Genomic DNA, 14239 nt, shown 5'->3' with positions numbered 1-14239 from the left:
ATGCAAGAGCATTCAGGAGGAGCCGCTATGGGCGAGGGATCGATGCTGGCCGATGAACTGAAATATGCCGATCTGTCGCTGACAGACCTTGCCGGCGACGGCTCCTTTTCCGGCTATGCCAGCCTCTTCGGCGAAGTTGACCTGGGCAAGGACATGATCGAGCGCGGCGCGTTTTCGCGCTCCCTGCAAAAGCGCGGGGCCGAGGGCGTGCGCATGCTGTTCCAGCACGACCCTTCCGAGCCGATCGGCGCCTGGCGCAAGCTCCGCGAGGATGGGCGCGGGCTCTACGTTGAAGGCGTTCTGTCGCCGGACGTGGCGCGTGCCCGCGAGGTGCATGCGCTGATGAAATCCGGCGGGCTCGATGGGCTTTCGATCGGCTTCCAGACCGTGCGCGCCAAGACGGACGCGAAGACCGGCGTGCGCCGGGTGCTGGAAGCCGATCTTTGGGAGATTTCGATCGTCACCTTTCCGATGCTGCCTTCGGCACGCATCGCCAGCGTGAAGCAGGCGGGTGACGCATTTCCCACCATCAGGGAATTCGAGCGATGGCTGACGCGGGATGCCGGCCTGAGCCGAAAGGCGGCGCGCCGGTTTCTGACCGGCGGCTATGACGCGCTTGTCGGCGGGCGGGATGCGGCCGGCGGCGATGACGAGATGGACGACGAACGCCTGCTCGGCCTTCTGCGCCGGGCACGGCGGATGATGTCGTCCTGAAGTTTTTCAAAGAGAGGAATTCATCGTGACCGATGCGAAGATGACAGCGGCGCCCGAGATCAAGAGCGCGCCCGCAAGCATTACCGAGGCCTTCGAGGCCTTCATGTCGAGCTTCGAGGCGTTCAAGGACGCCAATGACCGAAGGCTCGGCGAGCTCGAGAGCAAGATGGGCGAGGATGTGCTGACCCGCGAAAAGGTCGACCGCATCAACCGCGCCATGGATGCCCAGGCCCGCCAGCTCGACGAGATGCAGCTGAAGCGGGCGCGACCGGCGCTTGGGCGAGGAACGAGCCTTGCCGCGAGCGAGCACAAGGCTGCGTTCGAAAACTATATCCGCCGCGGCGACGAGCACGGGCTTCGTGCGCTGGAAGCCAAGGCGATCTCGACGACCGAAAGCGACGGCGGCTATCTGGTGCCGGAGGAGACGGATAGCGAGATCGGCCGCAGGCTTTCGGCCGTTTCGCCGATCCGTCGGCTGGCGACCGTGCGCCAGGTGTCCGGCGCGGTCTTGAAGAAGCCGTTCATCGCCTCGGGCTTTACCGCCGGCTGGGTCGGAGAAATTGCCGACCGTGACCAGACGGCGACGCCGGATATTTCCGAGCTCTCCTTCCCGACCATGGAGCTTTACGCCATGCCGGCGGCGAGCGCCTCGCTGCTCGATGACGCAGCCGTCGATGTCGAGAACTGGATTGCCTCGGAGATCGACATCGCCTTTGCCGAGCAGGAAGGGGCGGCCTTTGTCGGCGGCAACACGGCGAATACGCCGAAGGGCTTCCTGAGCTATGCCACAGTGGCCGACAATGCCTGGGAATGGGAGAAGATCGGCTATATCGCCACCGGGGTTGATGGCGGCTTCAAGGCCGCCGATCCCTCCGACACGCTGATCGAGACCATCTATGCGCTGAAGGCGGCGCACCGCCAGAACGCCCATTTCGTCATGAACCGGAAGACGCAAGGGACGATCCGCAAGTTCAAGGATGATGACGGCAATTATCTCTGGCAGCCGCCGGCAAGTCTCGGCCAGCCGGCCTCGCTGATGGGCTTTCCTGTAACCGAGGCGGAAGACATGCCGGATATCGGCATCGACACCATGTCGATCGCCTTCGGCGATTTCGCCGCCGGTTATCTGGTCGTCGACCGGGCCGGGGTCAGGATCCTGCGCGATCCCTATTCTGCCAAGCCCTATGTGCTGTTCTACACGACCAAGCGCGTTGGCGGCGGAGTTCAGAACTTCGAGGCGATCAAGCTGGTGAAGTTCGGCGACGCGTAATGCGCCCTGAGCAACGAAATGACCGGCCCCGGCAGTGTCTGCCGGGGTTTTTTGATGGCAGAAGGACGATTTCGCGATGAGCTATGCGCTGATTACGCCCGCGGGCGAAGAGCCGGTGACCCTTGCCGAGGCCAAGGCGTTTCTGCGCCTTGACGGCAGCGATGAGGATGCACTTCTGGCCGACCTCATCACCACGGCGCGGGACTATCTGGAAATGGTAACCGGGCTTTCGCTTGTCACGCAGGAATGGCGGCTTTACCGCGATGACTGGCCGGCGAGCGGAATGATTTCCCTGGCGCATGGTCCGGTGCAGTCGGTCGAAACGGTCACGGTCTATGACAACGATGGCACAGCCTCGGCGCCGTCCCTGACGGAGGCGCGGCTTGATGGCCGGGCGCGGCCGGCGCGTTTCTACCTGCCCGATCTCGCGGGCCGAAGGGCAGGGCTTAACGGGATCGAAGTTGATTTCACCGCCGGGTTTGGTTCCGCGGCCGATGCGCCGGATGTCGCCAAGCAGGCGATCCTTCGCCACGTCGCCCATATGTTTGCCTTTCGCGGCGTCGTTGCCGCCGATCAGCAACCCGCCGGCGCGCCGGATGGTTATGACCGGCTGATCGCGCCGCTGAAGGCCTGGAGGCTTTGATGCTGACGCTTGACCCCGGCGCCTTTTCCGCCCGCCTCGACCTGATGATGCCGATGGCGGCGCCGGACGGACAGGGCGGCGCAACCATCACCTACACGCTTGTCGCGCGGGCCTGGGCCAGAATTGAACCGCTTTCGGTCGCATCCAGCGAAGAGGCCAGTGGTGAGACTTTTCGCGTGACCCATGAAATCTGGTTTCGGGCACGCAGCGATCTCGTGTCGGGCATGCGGTTCGTGGTCGGCGCGCGGGTGTTCCGCCTTGCCGGTTTTCGCGATCCCGATGAGACGGGCCGCTATACCGTCTGCCGCTGCGAGGAGGAGAGGCCATGAGTTCGGCCGAAAATGCGCTTTTGAGCGCGATCCACGCGCGGCTTGCGAATGATGCCGCGCTGACGGCGCTGATCGGGCCGGACGCGATATTCGACCGGCTGCTGAGCCGGCCGCAACTGCCGGCGATCGTCTTCGGCGAATGCGAGACGCGCGACTATTCGACGGCAACCGAGGCTGGCAGCGAACACTTTCTCACGCTCGAGATCTGGTCGGAAGCGCATGGGCGCAAGACGTTGCAGGCGATCGAGGCGCGGGTCAAGGCGCTGCTGCACGATGCGGCGCTTTCGCTTTCCGGGTTCGCTCTCGTCAGTCTGCTGCACAGCAAGACCACGGGGCGGCGTGTGGCCCGCACCGGCTATTTTCTCGCCGAGATGCGCTTTCGGGCCGTGACCGAGCCTGTTTGAACCGTCCTTTCAATTGACCACGGAGATCACGATGACAGCCCAGAAGGCCAAGGATCTGCTGCTGAAACTGCACAATGGAAGCGCCTATGAGACGGTCGCCGGCCTCAGGTCGAAGACCTTGCGCTTCAATGCCGAGACGGTGGACATCACCGATTCCGAGAGCGCCGGGCGCTGGCGCGAACTGCTTGGCGGCGCCGGCATCCAGCGCGCCTCGCTGACGGCGAGCGGCATTTTCAAGGACGCGGCCTCCGACGAGACGGTGCGCGCGGCCTTTTTCGCCGGGGCGCTGGTGAGTGCGGAGATCGTCATCCCCGGTTTCGGCACGCTGACCGGCCCCTTCCAGTTCACTTCGCTCGAATATTCGGGTCAGCACAATGGCGAATTGCAATTCGACGTCGCGCTCGAATCGGGCGGAGCGATCAGCTTTGGAGCGCTCTCATGACGATTGGCGGAAAGGGCGCGCGCGCCAACCGTCATCGTGGCGAGGTGGAGGCGGTGATTGATGGCGAACGCCGCATTCTCTGCCTGACGCTCGGCGCGCTGGCGGAGCTCGAGACGGCGTTTTCCGCGGACGGCCTCGGGGACCTCGGCAAGCGTCTCGGCGCCGGGCGTCTGCGGGCAAAGGACCTGATTGCCATCATCGGCGCGGGGCTTCGCGGCGGCGGCAACGCCATCGACGACGACGAGGTGGCGGCGATGAGCGTGGAGGGCGGCGTTGCCGCCTATGCCAAACTGGTCGGCGAATTGCTGACCTTGACCTTTTCGGGAGGGGAGGCTGAGCGCGCGCCAGCGGGCGCGACACGGCCGGACCCTTCCTAGCCGCAGCGGCAGGTCCCGAACCTCCCGGCGCCGAGCCTTTCCCCTGGCGCTCGGCGCTGCATACGGGGCTTTGCCTGCTGCGGCTGAAACCTGAGGACTTCTGGTCTTTGACGCCGGTCGAATTCGCGGCAATGACCGGCGCTTTCGCGCCCGTTGCGCCCTATCCGACACGCGCGGGGCTGGACGAGATGATGACGCGCTATCCCGACGAAGCGAGGAGAATGTGATGGAACCAGGCGACGATTATGCCGAGGCGGTGAACGGGGCGAGCGCGCTTTATGACGTGCTTGTGGACCTGGAGGCGCAGTCCGACCGGTTTTCGACCGCGATCACCGGTGCGCTGAAGGATGCGACGCTTTCCGGCAAGGGGTTGCAGACCGTCCTGGGCGATCTCGGCCGGCGGCTCTCCGAACTGGCGCTCAATTCGGCGCTGAAGCCGCTTGAGAATGCGATCTCCGGCCAGATCGGCAACCTCGCCGATGGCCTGATCCAGGTCGTTGCCCATGCCAATGGCGGCGTTCCGGGCCGGATCACGCCGTTTGCCGATGGCGGCGTGGTTTCGCGCCCGACCTTTTTTCCGATGAGCGGCGGGCTCGGGCTGATGGGTGAGGCGGGCAGCGAGGCGATCCTGCCGCTGAAGCGCGGACCGGATGGCGCACTCGGGGTTGCCGCATCCGGCGGTGGCGGCGGTCCGCAGATCGTCTTCAATGTCACGGCTCAGGATGCGGCGAGCTTCCAGAAGAGCCAGGGACAGATTTCCGCGATGCTGGCAAGGGCCGTGCGCACCGGCCAGCGCAATCTCTGAGGGAGCCGTCATGAGCGCGAGTTTTCACGAAGTGCGCTTTCCGCTGAGGCTGTCGCTTTCCGTCAGCGGCGGCCCGGTTCGGCGCACGGATATCGTCAGCCTGTCCAACGGGCGGGAGAACCGCAACCAGCGCTGGAAGAACTCCAGGCGCTCCTATGATGCGGGCTCCGCCCTGCGTTCGATCGCCGACCTTTACGAACTGACGGCGTTTTTCGAGGCGCGCGGCGGCGAGCTTTACGGTTTCCGCTTCCGCGATCCGGTGGATTTCAAGTCCTGCGGCCCGCTGGCGGAACCAGGACCGACGGATCAGCGGATTGCAAGCGGCGACGGCGTTACGGCGGCATTTCAGCTCATCAAGACCTATGGCGATGCCGCGGCCTCATTCGTCCGGACGATCGAAAAGCCGGTTGCCGGCTCGGTTCGGGTTTCCGTCGACGGTATCGAGAGCCCGGACTCTGATTTCTCCGTCGATACGACGACCGGCATCGTGACCTTTGCCGCCGGTGCCATTCCGGCAACCGGAGCTGAGATTTTCGCCGGCTTTTCCTTCGATGTTCCGGTCCGCTTTGCGATCGACCGGATCGACATCAACATGAAGGCCTTCAATGCGGGCAGCGTGCCCTCGGTCCCGCTTACGGAGATCATGCCATGAGAACACTGGATGCAGCACTCGCTGCCCATCTCGGGCAGGATGCAACAACGGTCTGTCACTGCTGGCGAATGACGCTCAAGAACGGAAGCGTGCTTGGTTTTACCGAGCATGACCGCGATCTCGTGTTCGCGGGAACACCGTTTCAGGCGGCAAGCGGTTTCCTGTCTTCAGGCTTCGAAAGCGAGGAGGGGCTCGTCGCCAGCACCAATGAGGTCGTCGGCGGCTTTTCCAGCGAGGCTATTTCGCAGGAGGCGCTGGCCCGGGGAGACTATGACGGTGCAAAGGTCGAGGTCTTTCTCGTCAACTGGCAGGCGCCCGAGCAGCATCAGCTTCTCCAGGTTCTCGAGGTCGGCGAGGTATCGCGCGAAGGCGGCAGCTTCAGCGCCGAATTGCGGTCGCTGACTCATCGACTTTCGCAGCCGCAGGGTCGTAGTTTCACGCGCCGGTGCGATGCCGTTTTTGGCGACGCAGCTTGTGGTTTTGATCCGGGATCGCCCGGTTTCTTCGCCACCGGCGCCGTTTACGCAGTTGAAAGCGAGACCCGGCTCGCGATTGCTGCAACAGGTGATTTCGCCGAAGGGTTTTTCGCCCAGGGCGTGGCGCGGTTTGAAAGCGGAGACCTTGCCGGCCGAAGCTTCGATATCGATGCGAACACGCCGATTGCCGGCGGCATGCGGGTCGATCTCTGGTTGCCGCTCGAGCATTTGCCCGAGGTTGGCGATCAGGTGCGCCTGACGGCGGGATGCGACAAGGCTTTCTCCACCTGCCGGACGAAATTCGGCAACCACCTCAATTTCCGTGGCTTTCCGCATGTGCCGGGAGCGGACTTTGCCTATTCCTATGTGAATGGCGAGAGCGCGCATGACGGGAGCGCGCTGTTCAAATGACGGGCATTGGGCTAAGGGTCGTCGCCGAGGCCGAAAAATGGATCGGCACGCCCTATCGGCATCAGGCAGCAGAGATCGGCGTCGGTTGCGACTGCCTCGGTCTCGTTCGCGGGGTCTGGGGCGCGCTCTACGGTACGGTGCCGGGCATTGAGACGCCTTATGCGGCCGACTGGGCCGAGCGCAGCGGAACCGAACGCTTGGCTGAGGCCGCGGCCCGCTATTGCGGTCCGCCTCTTCCTGAAGATCAGATGATGCCCGGCGATATCCTTCTGTTTCGCTGGCGATCGCAGTTTGCGGCAAAGCATGCGGGGATCCTCAGCGGGCCGGACCATTTCATCCACGCTTATGAGCAGGCGGGCGTCATCCGCTCGCCGCTTGTGCCGTCTTGGCGGCGCAGGATCGCCGGCGTTTATCGGTTTCCCGCGCTTTAGCCGGAGGGCACCGACCCCGGCCGCGCAAGGGCGCAGTTCCTGAAAATTCAAAACGCATATCGTGCCGGCCAAAGGCGGCGGGCGCGTTGTTCTTCTCATCGAGGTCCAACTGATGGCAACAATCGTTTTTCAGGCCGCCGGCGCAGCACTTGGCTCTGTTCTCGGACCGTTCGGCGCGGTTGCCGGGCGGGCGTTGGGGGCGCTTGCCGGCGCCGCGGTCGACGGGTCTGTCTTTTCCGATGGCCGCAGGGGCGCCAGTCGGCATCTGCCGACGGCGCGGGTTGGCGGCGTTGAAGAGGGCGTCGCCATCCCGCGCGTCTACGGCACGGCGCGCATCGGCGGCACGCTGATCTGGGCGACCCGGTTCGAGGAGGAGGTGGTCGAGGAGCGCACAGGCGGCAAGGCGTCAGGTTCGACGCTCGAGAGCTTTGCCTATTTCGGCAATTTCGCCTTCGGCATTTGCGAGGGACCCGTGGCCGCGATCCGGCGGGTGTGGGCGGATGGCCGCGAACTGGATCTTGCGAGCGTTGAAATGCGCTTCTATCCGGGCGATGACAGCCAGTTGCCGGATCCCCTGATCGAGGCCAAGCAGGGCGAAGGCAACGCGCCGGCCTATCGCGGGCTCTGCTATGTTGTCTTTGAACGCCTGCCGCTCGACAGTTTCGGCAACCGCATCCCCGTGATCCAGTTCGAGGTGCTGAAGCCGACCGGCGCGCTCGAGAGCCAGGTGAAGGCCATCGCCATCATTCCCGGCGCGACCGAGCACGGGCTCTGCCCCTTTCCGGTCACCGAATCGCTCGGCAGCGGCAGCCAGCGGGTCATGAACCGCAACACGCTCACCCGCGCGACCGACTGGGAAGCCTCGATCGATGAACTGACGGCGCTTTGCCCCAATCTGGAGCGCGTGGCGCTGGTCGTCGCCTGGTTCGGGTCTGATCTGAGAGCGGGGGAATGCCGCATTCTGCCAGGCGTGGAAACGCCGTTTCGCGCCGAGGAAAGCGCGCCCTGGTCCGTTTCCGGCATCGCGCGCGATGCGGCCCATGTGGTGAGCACGCATGAGGGCGGGCCGGCCTATGGCGGAACGCCGAATGATGCCGGGTTGATGGCCGCGATCGCCGACCTGAAGGCGCGCGGGCTGAAAGTGTTCCTCTACCCCTTCATTATGATGGATGTGCCGGCGGGCAACGGCCTGCCCGACCCCTATGGCGGCGCGGAACAGGCGGTCTATCCCTGGCGCGGTCGCATCACCTGCCATCCCGCCAGGAGCGTGTCCGGCACGAGCGACAGGACTGCGGCGGCGAGAGCGCAGGTGGAGGCTTTTCTGGGCACGGCCGAGCCGCATCACTTCACGCCGGGACCGACCGGTGTTGCCTTTGCCGGAACGGATGCCGGCTATCGGCGTCTCGTCCTGCACTATGCGCATCTGGCCGCCGCCGCCGGAGGCGTTGACGGCTTCATTATCGGGTCTGAACTGAAGGGGCTGACCTCGATCCGCGATCACAATGATTCCTTTCCCTTCGTCGAGGGACTGATCGAGCTTGCGGGCGACGTGCACGGCATTCTGGGGCCGGAGGCAGCACTCACCTACGGCGCGGACTGGAGCGAGTATTTCGGCTTTCATCCCGACGATGGCAGCGGCGATGTCTATTTCAACCTCGATCCGCTGTGGGCAAGCCCTGACATTTCCGCCGTTGGCATCGACAACTATATGCCGTTGTCGGACTGGCGCGATGACGACCTTTCCTCGGCAAATCCGGACGGTTTCAGAAGCGCGACCGATCCGACGGGGTTTGAGGGACAGATCGCGGCGGGCGAGGGGTATGACTGGTACTATGCCGACGAGACGGCGCGGGCGGCGCGAGAGCGGACCCCGATCACCGACGGGCTCTCGGGCAAACCGTGGGTCTACCGGTACAAGGATCTCGAGGGTTGGTGGTCGAACGCGCACTACAACCGGATCGGCGGCAGCGAGGCGACTGTCGCCTCCACCTGGGTTCCGATGGAAAAGCCGATCTGGTTTACCGAACTCGGATGTCCCGCTGTCGACAAGGGGAGTTGCCAGCCGAATGTCTTTGCCGATCCGAAATCGGCGGAGTCCGCCTATCCCCATTTTTCGAACCGCCGCCGTTCCGACGACGAGCAGCGCCGTCTTCTCGAGGCGCATCTCGGCCACTGGTCTGGCGCCGGAGCGCCAGCCGGCATGGTCGATGCGGATCACATTTTCCTCTGGTGCTGGGACATCCGGCCCTTTCCGGCCTTTCCCCAGAACGACGCCTTGTGGAGCGACGGTGCCAACTGGACGACGGGGCATTGGCTGAACGGAAGGCTGGGCGCAACGACGCTCGCCGACGCCGTTCGGGCGCTGCTTGTCGACCACGGCTTTCATGATTGCGACACGCGGCTCTTGAGCGGTGACCTGACCGGTTACCTGCAGGCAGATATCGATGCAGCGCGCGATCTGATCGAGCCGCTGCTTTCGCTCTATTCCGCCGACTGTATCGAAACGGCGGAGGGGCTGGTGTTCCGGTCGCGCCAGCGCGCCAGCCTGCCGTCGCGCGTGATCGATATCATCGCGGAGCGCGAGGAGAGCACCGGCCCGTGGCGGGAGACGCGGCGTCACGACAGCGATCTTCCGGGCGAGGTTGCCGTCACCTATCTCGATCCGGGCACCGATTATGAACAGGCAAGCGCCCGCGCGAGCCGCGCGATCGCGGCAAATGACCGGGTGCTCCGGTTCGGATTGCCAACGGTTCTCTCCGAGGCGACGGCGCTGGAGCGGGCCTCCGCGCTGCTGCGTGAGAGCCGATCCGGCTTGCGGACCCTGCAGCTTGAGCTGTCGCTGCAGGAGCGCGCCCTGGAAATCGGCGATGTGTTCCAGCTTGAGGGCGGACCGGCGGGACGCTTCATGGTGACGCGGCTTGAGATTGCCGACACGATCCGGGTGGAGGCGCGATCCTTTTCGCCTTCTGCCGGAAATGTCGTTCGGGCCTCAGAAAGCGCGCGGCTTGCCAGCGAGACGGCGTCAGAAGGTTTTTCGCCGCGCGTCATCTTCCTCGATCTTGCGCGCGACGGGCAGGGGCCAACTGAGGATTTCGCCCGTGTCGCCGTGTTCTCGAGGCCTTTCCGGCGTGCGTTTGTCGCCTCCTCGTCGACGGATGAAGGCTATCAGCCGGGCGCCGTCATCGACAGGCCGGCGTCGACGGCGAGGCTTGCCGCGCCACTTCTTCCCGGGGCAAGCGGGCGGTTCGATTTTCGCGGTTCGCTGATTATCGATCTGGACTTCGGCGGGCTCTCATCGGCGAGCAGAACCGCAGTCTTGAACGGCGAGAACCGGATAGCAATCAAGGCGGGCAATGGCGTGTTCGAGATCATCGGTTTCCTGCAGGCCACGGAGATCTCATCGGGTCGCTTTCGGCTGGAGGGACTGTTGCGCGGTCTTCACGGCACCGAGGACGCCATGCTGGCGGGCGCCGACACGGGGAACGACGCCGTGGTTCTCAACGCCTCCGTTGTTCCGGTCGGGCTGGATAGCCGACATTTCGGGCTGATGCGCAACTATGTTGTCGAGACCGCCCATGGCCAGGCTGATCCGCGCGGACCCTATCCGTTTGCCGGGGGCATCCGGGCGGAGACGCCCTTTTCGCCGGTGCATCTAACCGTTCGGCGCCTCGTTTCCGGCGATTTGTCTTTCAACTGGGTGCGCCGCTCCCGCCTCGACGCCGATGACTGGGCCGCCGCCGAGATCCCGCATGACGAAGAAATCGAAGCCTACCGGCTGGAGATTTTTGACGGCGCGACGCTGTTGCGCAGCAGCGAGACCCTGGGGCCGGAGTGGCTCTATCCGGCGGCTGATCAGATTGCCGATTTTAGCGCCCCGGCGATCCATTTTTCAGTCCGGCTTCGTCAACTGGGGCGGAAGGTGCCGCTCGGCACGGCGCTTGACCGGGAATTTTCACTTGCAGTCTGAACAGAAAGGAAACGGCATGGATTATACGAAAAAGTGGTATCTCTCGAAGACGGTATGGGGCGCGCTCCTTGCCATCGCCGCACCCCTCTTCCAGATGGGCGGCATCTATCTGGACGACGGCACGCAAAGCGAGCTTGCCGCCTCCATCGCCACGCTCGCTGGCGCCTCCGGCGGGCTGGTCGCGCTTTTTGGCCGGATCTCGGCCAGGGGCACGCTGAGCCGCTGACGCGCAGCGTAATCGCAGGCTGCCGTGGTCGAAAACACCGCGGCAGCCGATCATTTAGCCTGCACCGGCGGGACTATTCATTTGCAGTTCAGCCAACTATTCTTATCAGTCAGAGTTGAGTGAATTTCTTTGGGAAACTTTGTGATGTTCAAGACAATGCACGCATTGCGGATCGCGCTGGCGACCGGCCTGCTGATTGCGTTCCAGACCGGCGGCGCTATCGCTGCCGATTGTGCCGCGGCGGCTGCGGCGGTCGTCAGGAGCACCGGCGGGGAGCTTTTGTCGGCGGTGCCGGCCCAGGGCGGCAACAGCTGCCAGGTCACGGTGATCATTCCGGCGAAGGATGGCAACATGCCGCGCAAGATTACCCAGACTGTTCCCGCAAGCTGATTTTTCACCCGGCCACTGCGCCACGACAAGCTTCTGTCCGCAAACAGCGAATTGACCGACATGCGTATCCTGCTCATCGAAGACGACGAAAACCTCAACCGGCAGCTTGCCCAGATGTTGAGGGAGTCCGATTATGTGGTCGATTGCGCCTATGACGGCGTTGAGGGGCATTTCCTCGGCGATACGGAGCCCTATGACGCCGTGATTCTCGATATCGGCCTGCCGACGATGGACGGGGTAACGATCCTGGAAAAATGGCGCGCGGCCGGGCGCAAGATGCCGGTTCTGATCCTGACCGCACGCGATCGCTGGAGCGACAAGGTCGCCGGCATTGACGCCGGCGCAGACGATTACGTGACCAAGCCTTTTCACATCGAGGAAGTGATGGCGCGCATTCGCGCGTTGATCCGCCGGGCCGCGGGCCATGCAGCGAGCATGATCACCTGCGGGCCGATCGCGCTCGACGTAAAGGCGTCCAAGGCCACGCTCAACGGCGAATTGCTGCGCCTGACCTCGCATGAATACCGGTTGCTTTCCTATCTGATGCACCATCAAGGCGAGGTCGTCTCGCGCACGGAACTGACCGAACACCTCTACGATCAGGATTTCGACCGCGATTCCAACACGATCGAGGTTTTCGTCGGACGCTTGCGCAAGAAGGTCGGCCCGGAATGGATCGAGACGGTCCGCGGCCTCGGCTATCGCATGCAGGTGCCTGAATGAAATGGGCGAATTCACTGACGCTGCGTTCTCTGGCCCTGACGACCGTCTGGTTCGCGATCGCGCTTCTGGTGATCGCAGTGGTGATCTCCGCGCTTTATCGCAATGCCGCCGAGCGCGGCTTCCGCCAGCTCCTGCAGGCGGAGGTATTCAATGTCGTCAATTCCGTCTCCATCGACCAGAATGGCGACCTGCAGGGGGCGCCGCAACTCGGGAACCTGAGCTACAAGCAGCCGCAGACCGGTTGGTATTGGGTTGTCGATCCGCTTTACGATGATTCGCGAGAGGCATTGCGTTCTCCCTCGCTCGGCGGAGAGGACCTGCCGGTTACGCCGGTCAGCGAAGTGCCCTATGACGGCGATTTCCGCCGGACCTATGTCGTCCGTGATGATCACGACAACGAACTGGCCGTGATCGAGACCGTTGTCGTGATGGACGATCAGAACAGGGCGACGCGGGTGCGCGTTTCTGGCAATCGCGACGCGGTGGACAATGACGTCCGCTGGTTCTCGCGCAGGCTCTATATCGCACTGGCGCTCTTTGGCATCGCCAGCATCCTGCTGAACGGGCTGATTGTTCTCTGGGCCTTACGCCCGCTCGACAGGGCCCGCGCGGCGCTCAGGACGATTTCCGAACAGGGCGAGGGGGAAATGAAAGGCGCATTTCCCGTCGAAATCCAGCCGCTCGCCGACGAGATCAATGCGCTTCTCGGCAACAACCGGGCGATTGTCGAGCGCGCGCGCATGCAGGTCGGCAATCTTGCCCATTCGCTAAAGACGCCGATTGCCGTGCTGTTGAATGAGGCGCAGAGCATGGGTGGGCAGGGCGGCAAGCTGATCGCGTCGCAGGTGATGATGATGCAAGCGCAGGTCCAGGCCTATCTCAACCGGGCCCGGATCGCCGCGCAGACCGAATCCGTGCTGACGCGCTGCGAGGTGGAGCCGGTTCTGGAACGGCTCGTCCGTGTGATGCGGCGCCTCAATCCTGATACGGAGTTTGCCTTGTCCTGTGCTCCCGGCCTTGTGCTTGCGGTGGAGCAGCAGGATATCGAGGAAGTGGTCGGCAACCTTTTGGAGAATGCGGCCCGCTTTGCCGAGAGCGAGGTCCGGGTAGGCGCGCGCCGGCTCGACGGGTCGGCGGAGACTGGCGAGTGGGCGGAAATCACTGTTGTTGATGATGGCCCGGGCCTCACCCCTGAGGAAATCCGCAGAGCGATGAAACGCGGACAAAGGCTTGACGAAAGCGGCTCGGGTTCAGGGCTTGGCCTTTCCATTGTCGATGATATCGTGCAGGCTTATGGCGGACGGTTCGAGTTGACAGGGCTTGACGGTTCCGGGCTTCACGCACGGATCGTCCTGCCGGCAAAACTCAAGAAATAAGCCGGTTTGCGAGCCAGGGCGGCCGGTCCCGGCGAAATCTGGCCATAATCTGTTTCTACGTCCAAAGGCGCAGCAGCGTATGCTATGCCTTGCCCGTACCGTATGGAGCCGCTTTGTCCGGGCTATGGGGCGGACACCAATTCATGACGTTCAGGGGGTTGTTACATCGTGCGACGGATCATTCTGCTAGCCGCTGCCGCCATTGCGGTTTCGGGTTGCGCAACAACGGATACCGGAGTTTCCACCGGCGTGGCGGCCTTGCCCGCGTCCGGGCAGCCCGTCCCCGCTGTCGCACTTGAGGGCGGGCTGGTGGAACGGGCGGGCGTTTCGCTTTCGCCGGCCGATCGGGCCAAAGCCCTGCAGGCTGAACAATATGCGCTGGCCTCGGTTCCTGCCGGTGAAACAGTATCCTGGCAGGGACGGGACGCAGAAGGCAAGGTAACTGCCGCAAGCCCCTATCAGGTGGGGGATCAAAACTGCCGACAATACACACAGCGTGTGTCGGTGAAGGGGCAGGAATATGTCGGGCGCGGCGCTGCCTGTCGCGGCGAAGACGGCCTTTGGACGCTGCTAAACTAGCCTGCTGCCGAAGCTCTTCCCTGC

Annotated in this window: 17 protein-coding genes and 1 pseudogene; all 18 read left to right on the top strand. The window is 63.9% G+C overall.

Annotated elements, in window-relative coordinates:
- Positions 1–27 precede the first annotated feature (27 nt).
- Positions 28–714, top strand: a complete 687-nt coding sequence (locus tag FF124_RS15910; RefSeq protein WP_138749466.1) for an HK97 family phage prohead protease — start codon at positions 28–30, stop codon at positions 712–714.
- Positions 715–754: 40 nt separating this feature from the next.
- On the top strand, positions 755–1984 hold the full coding sequence (locus FF124_RS15905) for a phage major capsid protein (RefSeq protein WP_138749524.1): 1230 nt from the start codon (positions 755–757) through the stop codon (positions 1982–1984).
- Between the two features lie 76 nt (positions 1985–2060).
- A complete protein-coding gene (locus FF124_RS15900; RefSeq protein WP_138749465.1) occupies positions 2061–2627 on the top strand; it encodes a head-tail connector protein in 567 nt (188 codons plus the stop codon).
- On the top strand, positions 2627–2956 hold the full coding sequence (locus FF124_RS15895; RefSeq protein WP_138749464.1) for a phage head closure protein: 330 nt from the start codon (positions 2627–2629) through the stop codon (positions 2954–2956). The genes FF124_RS15900 and FF124_RS15895 overlap by 1 nt, the downstream gene beginning before the upstream one ends.
- Entirely contained in the window at positions 2953–3360 is a 408-nt protein-coding gene (locus tag FF124_RS15890) for a DUF3168 domain-containing protein (protein ID WP_138749463.1), read from the top strand. Before FF124_RS15895 ends, FF124_RS15890 begins: the two co-directional genes overlap by 4 nt.
- A 31-nt stretch (positions 3361–3391) precedes the next feature.
- Positions 3392–3802, top strand: coding sequence for a phage major tail protein, TP901-1 family (locus FF124_RS15885; RefSeq protein ID WP_138749462.1), 411 nt, complete (start codon positions 3392–3394; stop codon positions 3800–3802).
- Complete coding sequence (locus FF124_RS15880; protein ID WP_138749461.1) at positions 3799–4179, top strand: gene transfer agent family protein; 381 nt, start codon at positions 3799–3801, stop codon at positions 4177–4179. Before FF124_RS15885 ends, FF124_RS15880 begins: the two co-directional genes overlap by 4 nt.
- Before the next feature lie 47 nt (positions 4180–4226).
- A pseudogene (locus FF124_RS15875) lies at positions 4227–4406 on the top strand (rcc01693 family protein); the annotation flags it as partial.
- Positions 4406–4984, top strand: a complete 579-nt coding sequence (locus FF124_RS15870; RefSeq protein WP_138749459.1) for a phage tail tape measure protein — start codon at positions 4406–4408, stop codon at positions 4982–4984. The pseudogene FF124_RS15875 and the gene FF124_RS15870, both read left to right, overlap by 1 nt.
- Before the next feature lie 10 nt (positions 4985–4994).
- A complete protein-coding gene (locus FF124_RS15865) occupies positions 4995–5636 on the top strand; it encodes a DUF2460 domain-containing protein (protein ID WP_138749458.1) in 642 nt (213 codons plus the stop codon).
- Positions 5633–6523, top strand: coding sequence for a DUF2163 domain-containing protein (locus tag FF124_RS15860; RefSeq protein WP_138749457.1), 891 nt, complete (start codon positions 5633–5635; stop codon positions 6521–6523). Before FF124_RS15865 ends, FF124_RS15860 begins: the two co-directional genes overlap by 4 nt.
- Complete coding sequence (locus FF124_RS15855) at positions 6520–6954, top strand: NlpC/P60 family protein (RefSeq protein ID WP_138749456.1); 435 nt, start codon at positions 6520–6522, stop codon at positions 6952–6954. Before FF124_RS15860 ends, FF124_RS15855 begins: the two co-directional genes overlap by 4 nt.
- Positions 6955–7066: 112 nt before the next feature.
- Positions 7067–10921, top strand: a complete 3855-nt coding sequence (locus FF124_RS15850) for a baseplate multidomain protein megatron (protein ID WP_138749455.1) — start codon at positions 7067–7069, stop codon at positions 10919–10921.
- Positions 10922–10937: 16 nt separating this feature from the next.
- Positions 10938–11147: a hypothetical protein gene (locus FF124_RS15845; RefSeq protein ID WP_138749454.1), complete on the top strand. Its 210-nt coding sequence runs from the start codon at positions 10938–10940 to the stop codon at positions 11145–11147.
- A gap of 144 nt (positions 11148–11291) precedes the next feature.
- Entirely contained in the window at positions 11292–11537 is a 246-nt protein-coding gene (locus tag FF124_RS15840) for a hypothetical protein (RefSeq protein WP_138749453.1), read from the top strand.
- A 60-nt stretch (positions 11538–11597) separates the two neighbouring features.
- Positions 11598–12260, top strand: a complete 663-nt coding sequence (locus tag FF124_RS15835) for a response regulator transcription factor (protein ID WP_138749452.1) — start codon at positions 11598–11600, stop codon at positions 12258–12260.
- Positions 12257–13636: a sensor histidine kinase gene (locus FF124_RS15830; RefSeq protein WP_138749451.1), complete on the top strand. Its 1380-nt coding sequence runs from the start codon at positions 12257–12259 to the stop codon at positions 13634–13636. The genes FF124_RS15835 and FF124_RS15830 overlap by 4 nt, the downstream gene beginning before the upstream one ends.
- Positions 13637–13804: 168 nt before the next feature.
- A complete protein-coding gene (locus tag FF124_RS15825) occupies positions 13805–14215 on the top strand; it encodes a hypothetical protein (protein ID WP_246072484.1) in 411 nt (136 codons plus the stop codon).
- Positions 14216–14239: the final 24 nt, after the last annotated feature.

Source organism: Martelella lutilitoris (genome assembly GCF_005924265.1).
Taxonomy (GTDB): Bacteria; Pseudomonadota; Alphaproteobacteria; order Rhizobiales; family Rhizobiaceae; genus Martelella; species Martelella lutilitoris.
Note: the sequence above shows the minus strand (reverse complement) of the source record. Positions and strands in the feature narration are given on the sequence as shown.

What these genes read in the sequence shown, in the direction of transcription:
- FF124_RS15910 (WP_138749466.1), top strand. Translation starts at nt 28, where the DNA reads ATGGGCGAGGGATCGATGCTGGCCGATGAACTGAAATATGCCGATCTG.
- FF124_RS15905 (WP_138749524.1), top strand. Translation starts at nt 755, where the DNA reads ATGACAGCGGCGCCCGAGATCAAGAGCGCGCCCGCAAGCATTACCGAG.
- FF124_RS15900 (WP_138749465.1), top strand. Translation starts at nt 2,061, where the DNA reads ATGAGCTATGCGCTGATTACGCCCGCGGGCGAAGAGCCGGTGACCCTT.
- FF124_RS15895 (WP_138749464.1), top strand. Translation starts at nt 2,627, where the DNA reads ATGCTGACGCTTGACCCCGGCGCCTTTTCCGCCCGCCTCGACCTGATG.
- FF124_RS15890 (WP_138749463.1), top strand. Translation starts at nt 2,953, where the DNA reads ATGAGTTCGGCCGAAAATGCGCTTTTGAGCGCGATCCACGCGCGGCTT.
- FF124_RS15885 (WP_138749462.1), top strand. Translation starts at nt 3,392, where the DNA reads ATGACAGCCCAGAAGGCCAAGGATCTGCTGCTGAAACTGCACAATGGA.
- FF124_RS15880 (WP_138749461.1), top strand. Translation starts at nt 3,799, where the DNA reads ATGACGATTGGCGGAAAGGGCGCGCGCGCCAACCGTCATCGTGGCGAG.
- FF124_RS15870 (WP_138749459.1), top strand. Translation starts at nt 4,406, where the DNA reads ATGGAACCAGGCGACGATTATGCCGAGGCGGTGAACGGGGCGAGCGCG.
- FF124_RS15865 (WP_138749458.1), top strand. Translation starts at nt 4,995, where the DNA reads ATGAGCGCGAGTTTTCACGAAGTGCGCTTTCCGCTGAGGCTGTCGCTT.
- FF124_RS15860 (WP_138749457.1), top strand. Translation starts at nt 5,633, where the DNA reads ATGAGAACACTGGATGCAGCACTCGCTGCCCATCTCGGGCAGGATGCA.
- FF124_RS15855 (WP_138749456.1), top strand. Translation starts at nt 6,520, where the DNA reads ATGACGGGCATTGGGCTAAGGGTCGTCGCCGAGGCCGAAAAATGGATC.
- FF124_RS15850 (WP_138749455.1), top strand. Translation starts at nt 7,067, where the DNA reads ATGGCAACAATCGTTTTTCAGGCCGCCGGCGCAGCACTTGGCTCTGTT.
- FF124_RS15845 (WP_138749454.1), top strand. Translation starts at nt 10,938, where the DNA reads ATGGATTATACGAAAAAGTGGTATCTCTCGAAGACGGTATGGGGCGCG.
- FF124_RS15840 (WP_138749453.1), top strand. Translation starts at nt 11,292, where the DNA reads ATGTTCAAGACAATGCACGCATTGCGGATCGCGCTGGCGACCGGCCTG.
- FF124_RS15835 (WP_138749452.1), top strand. Translation starts at nt 11,598, where the DNA reads ATGCGTATCCTGCTCATCGAAGACGACGAAAACCTCAACCGGCAGCTT.
- FF124_RS15830 (WP_138749451.1), top strand. Translation starts at nt 12,257, where the DNA reads ATGAAATGGGCGAATTCACTGACGCTGCGTTCTCTGGCCCTGACGACC.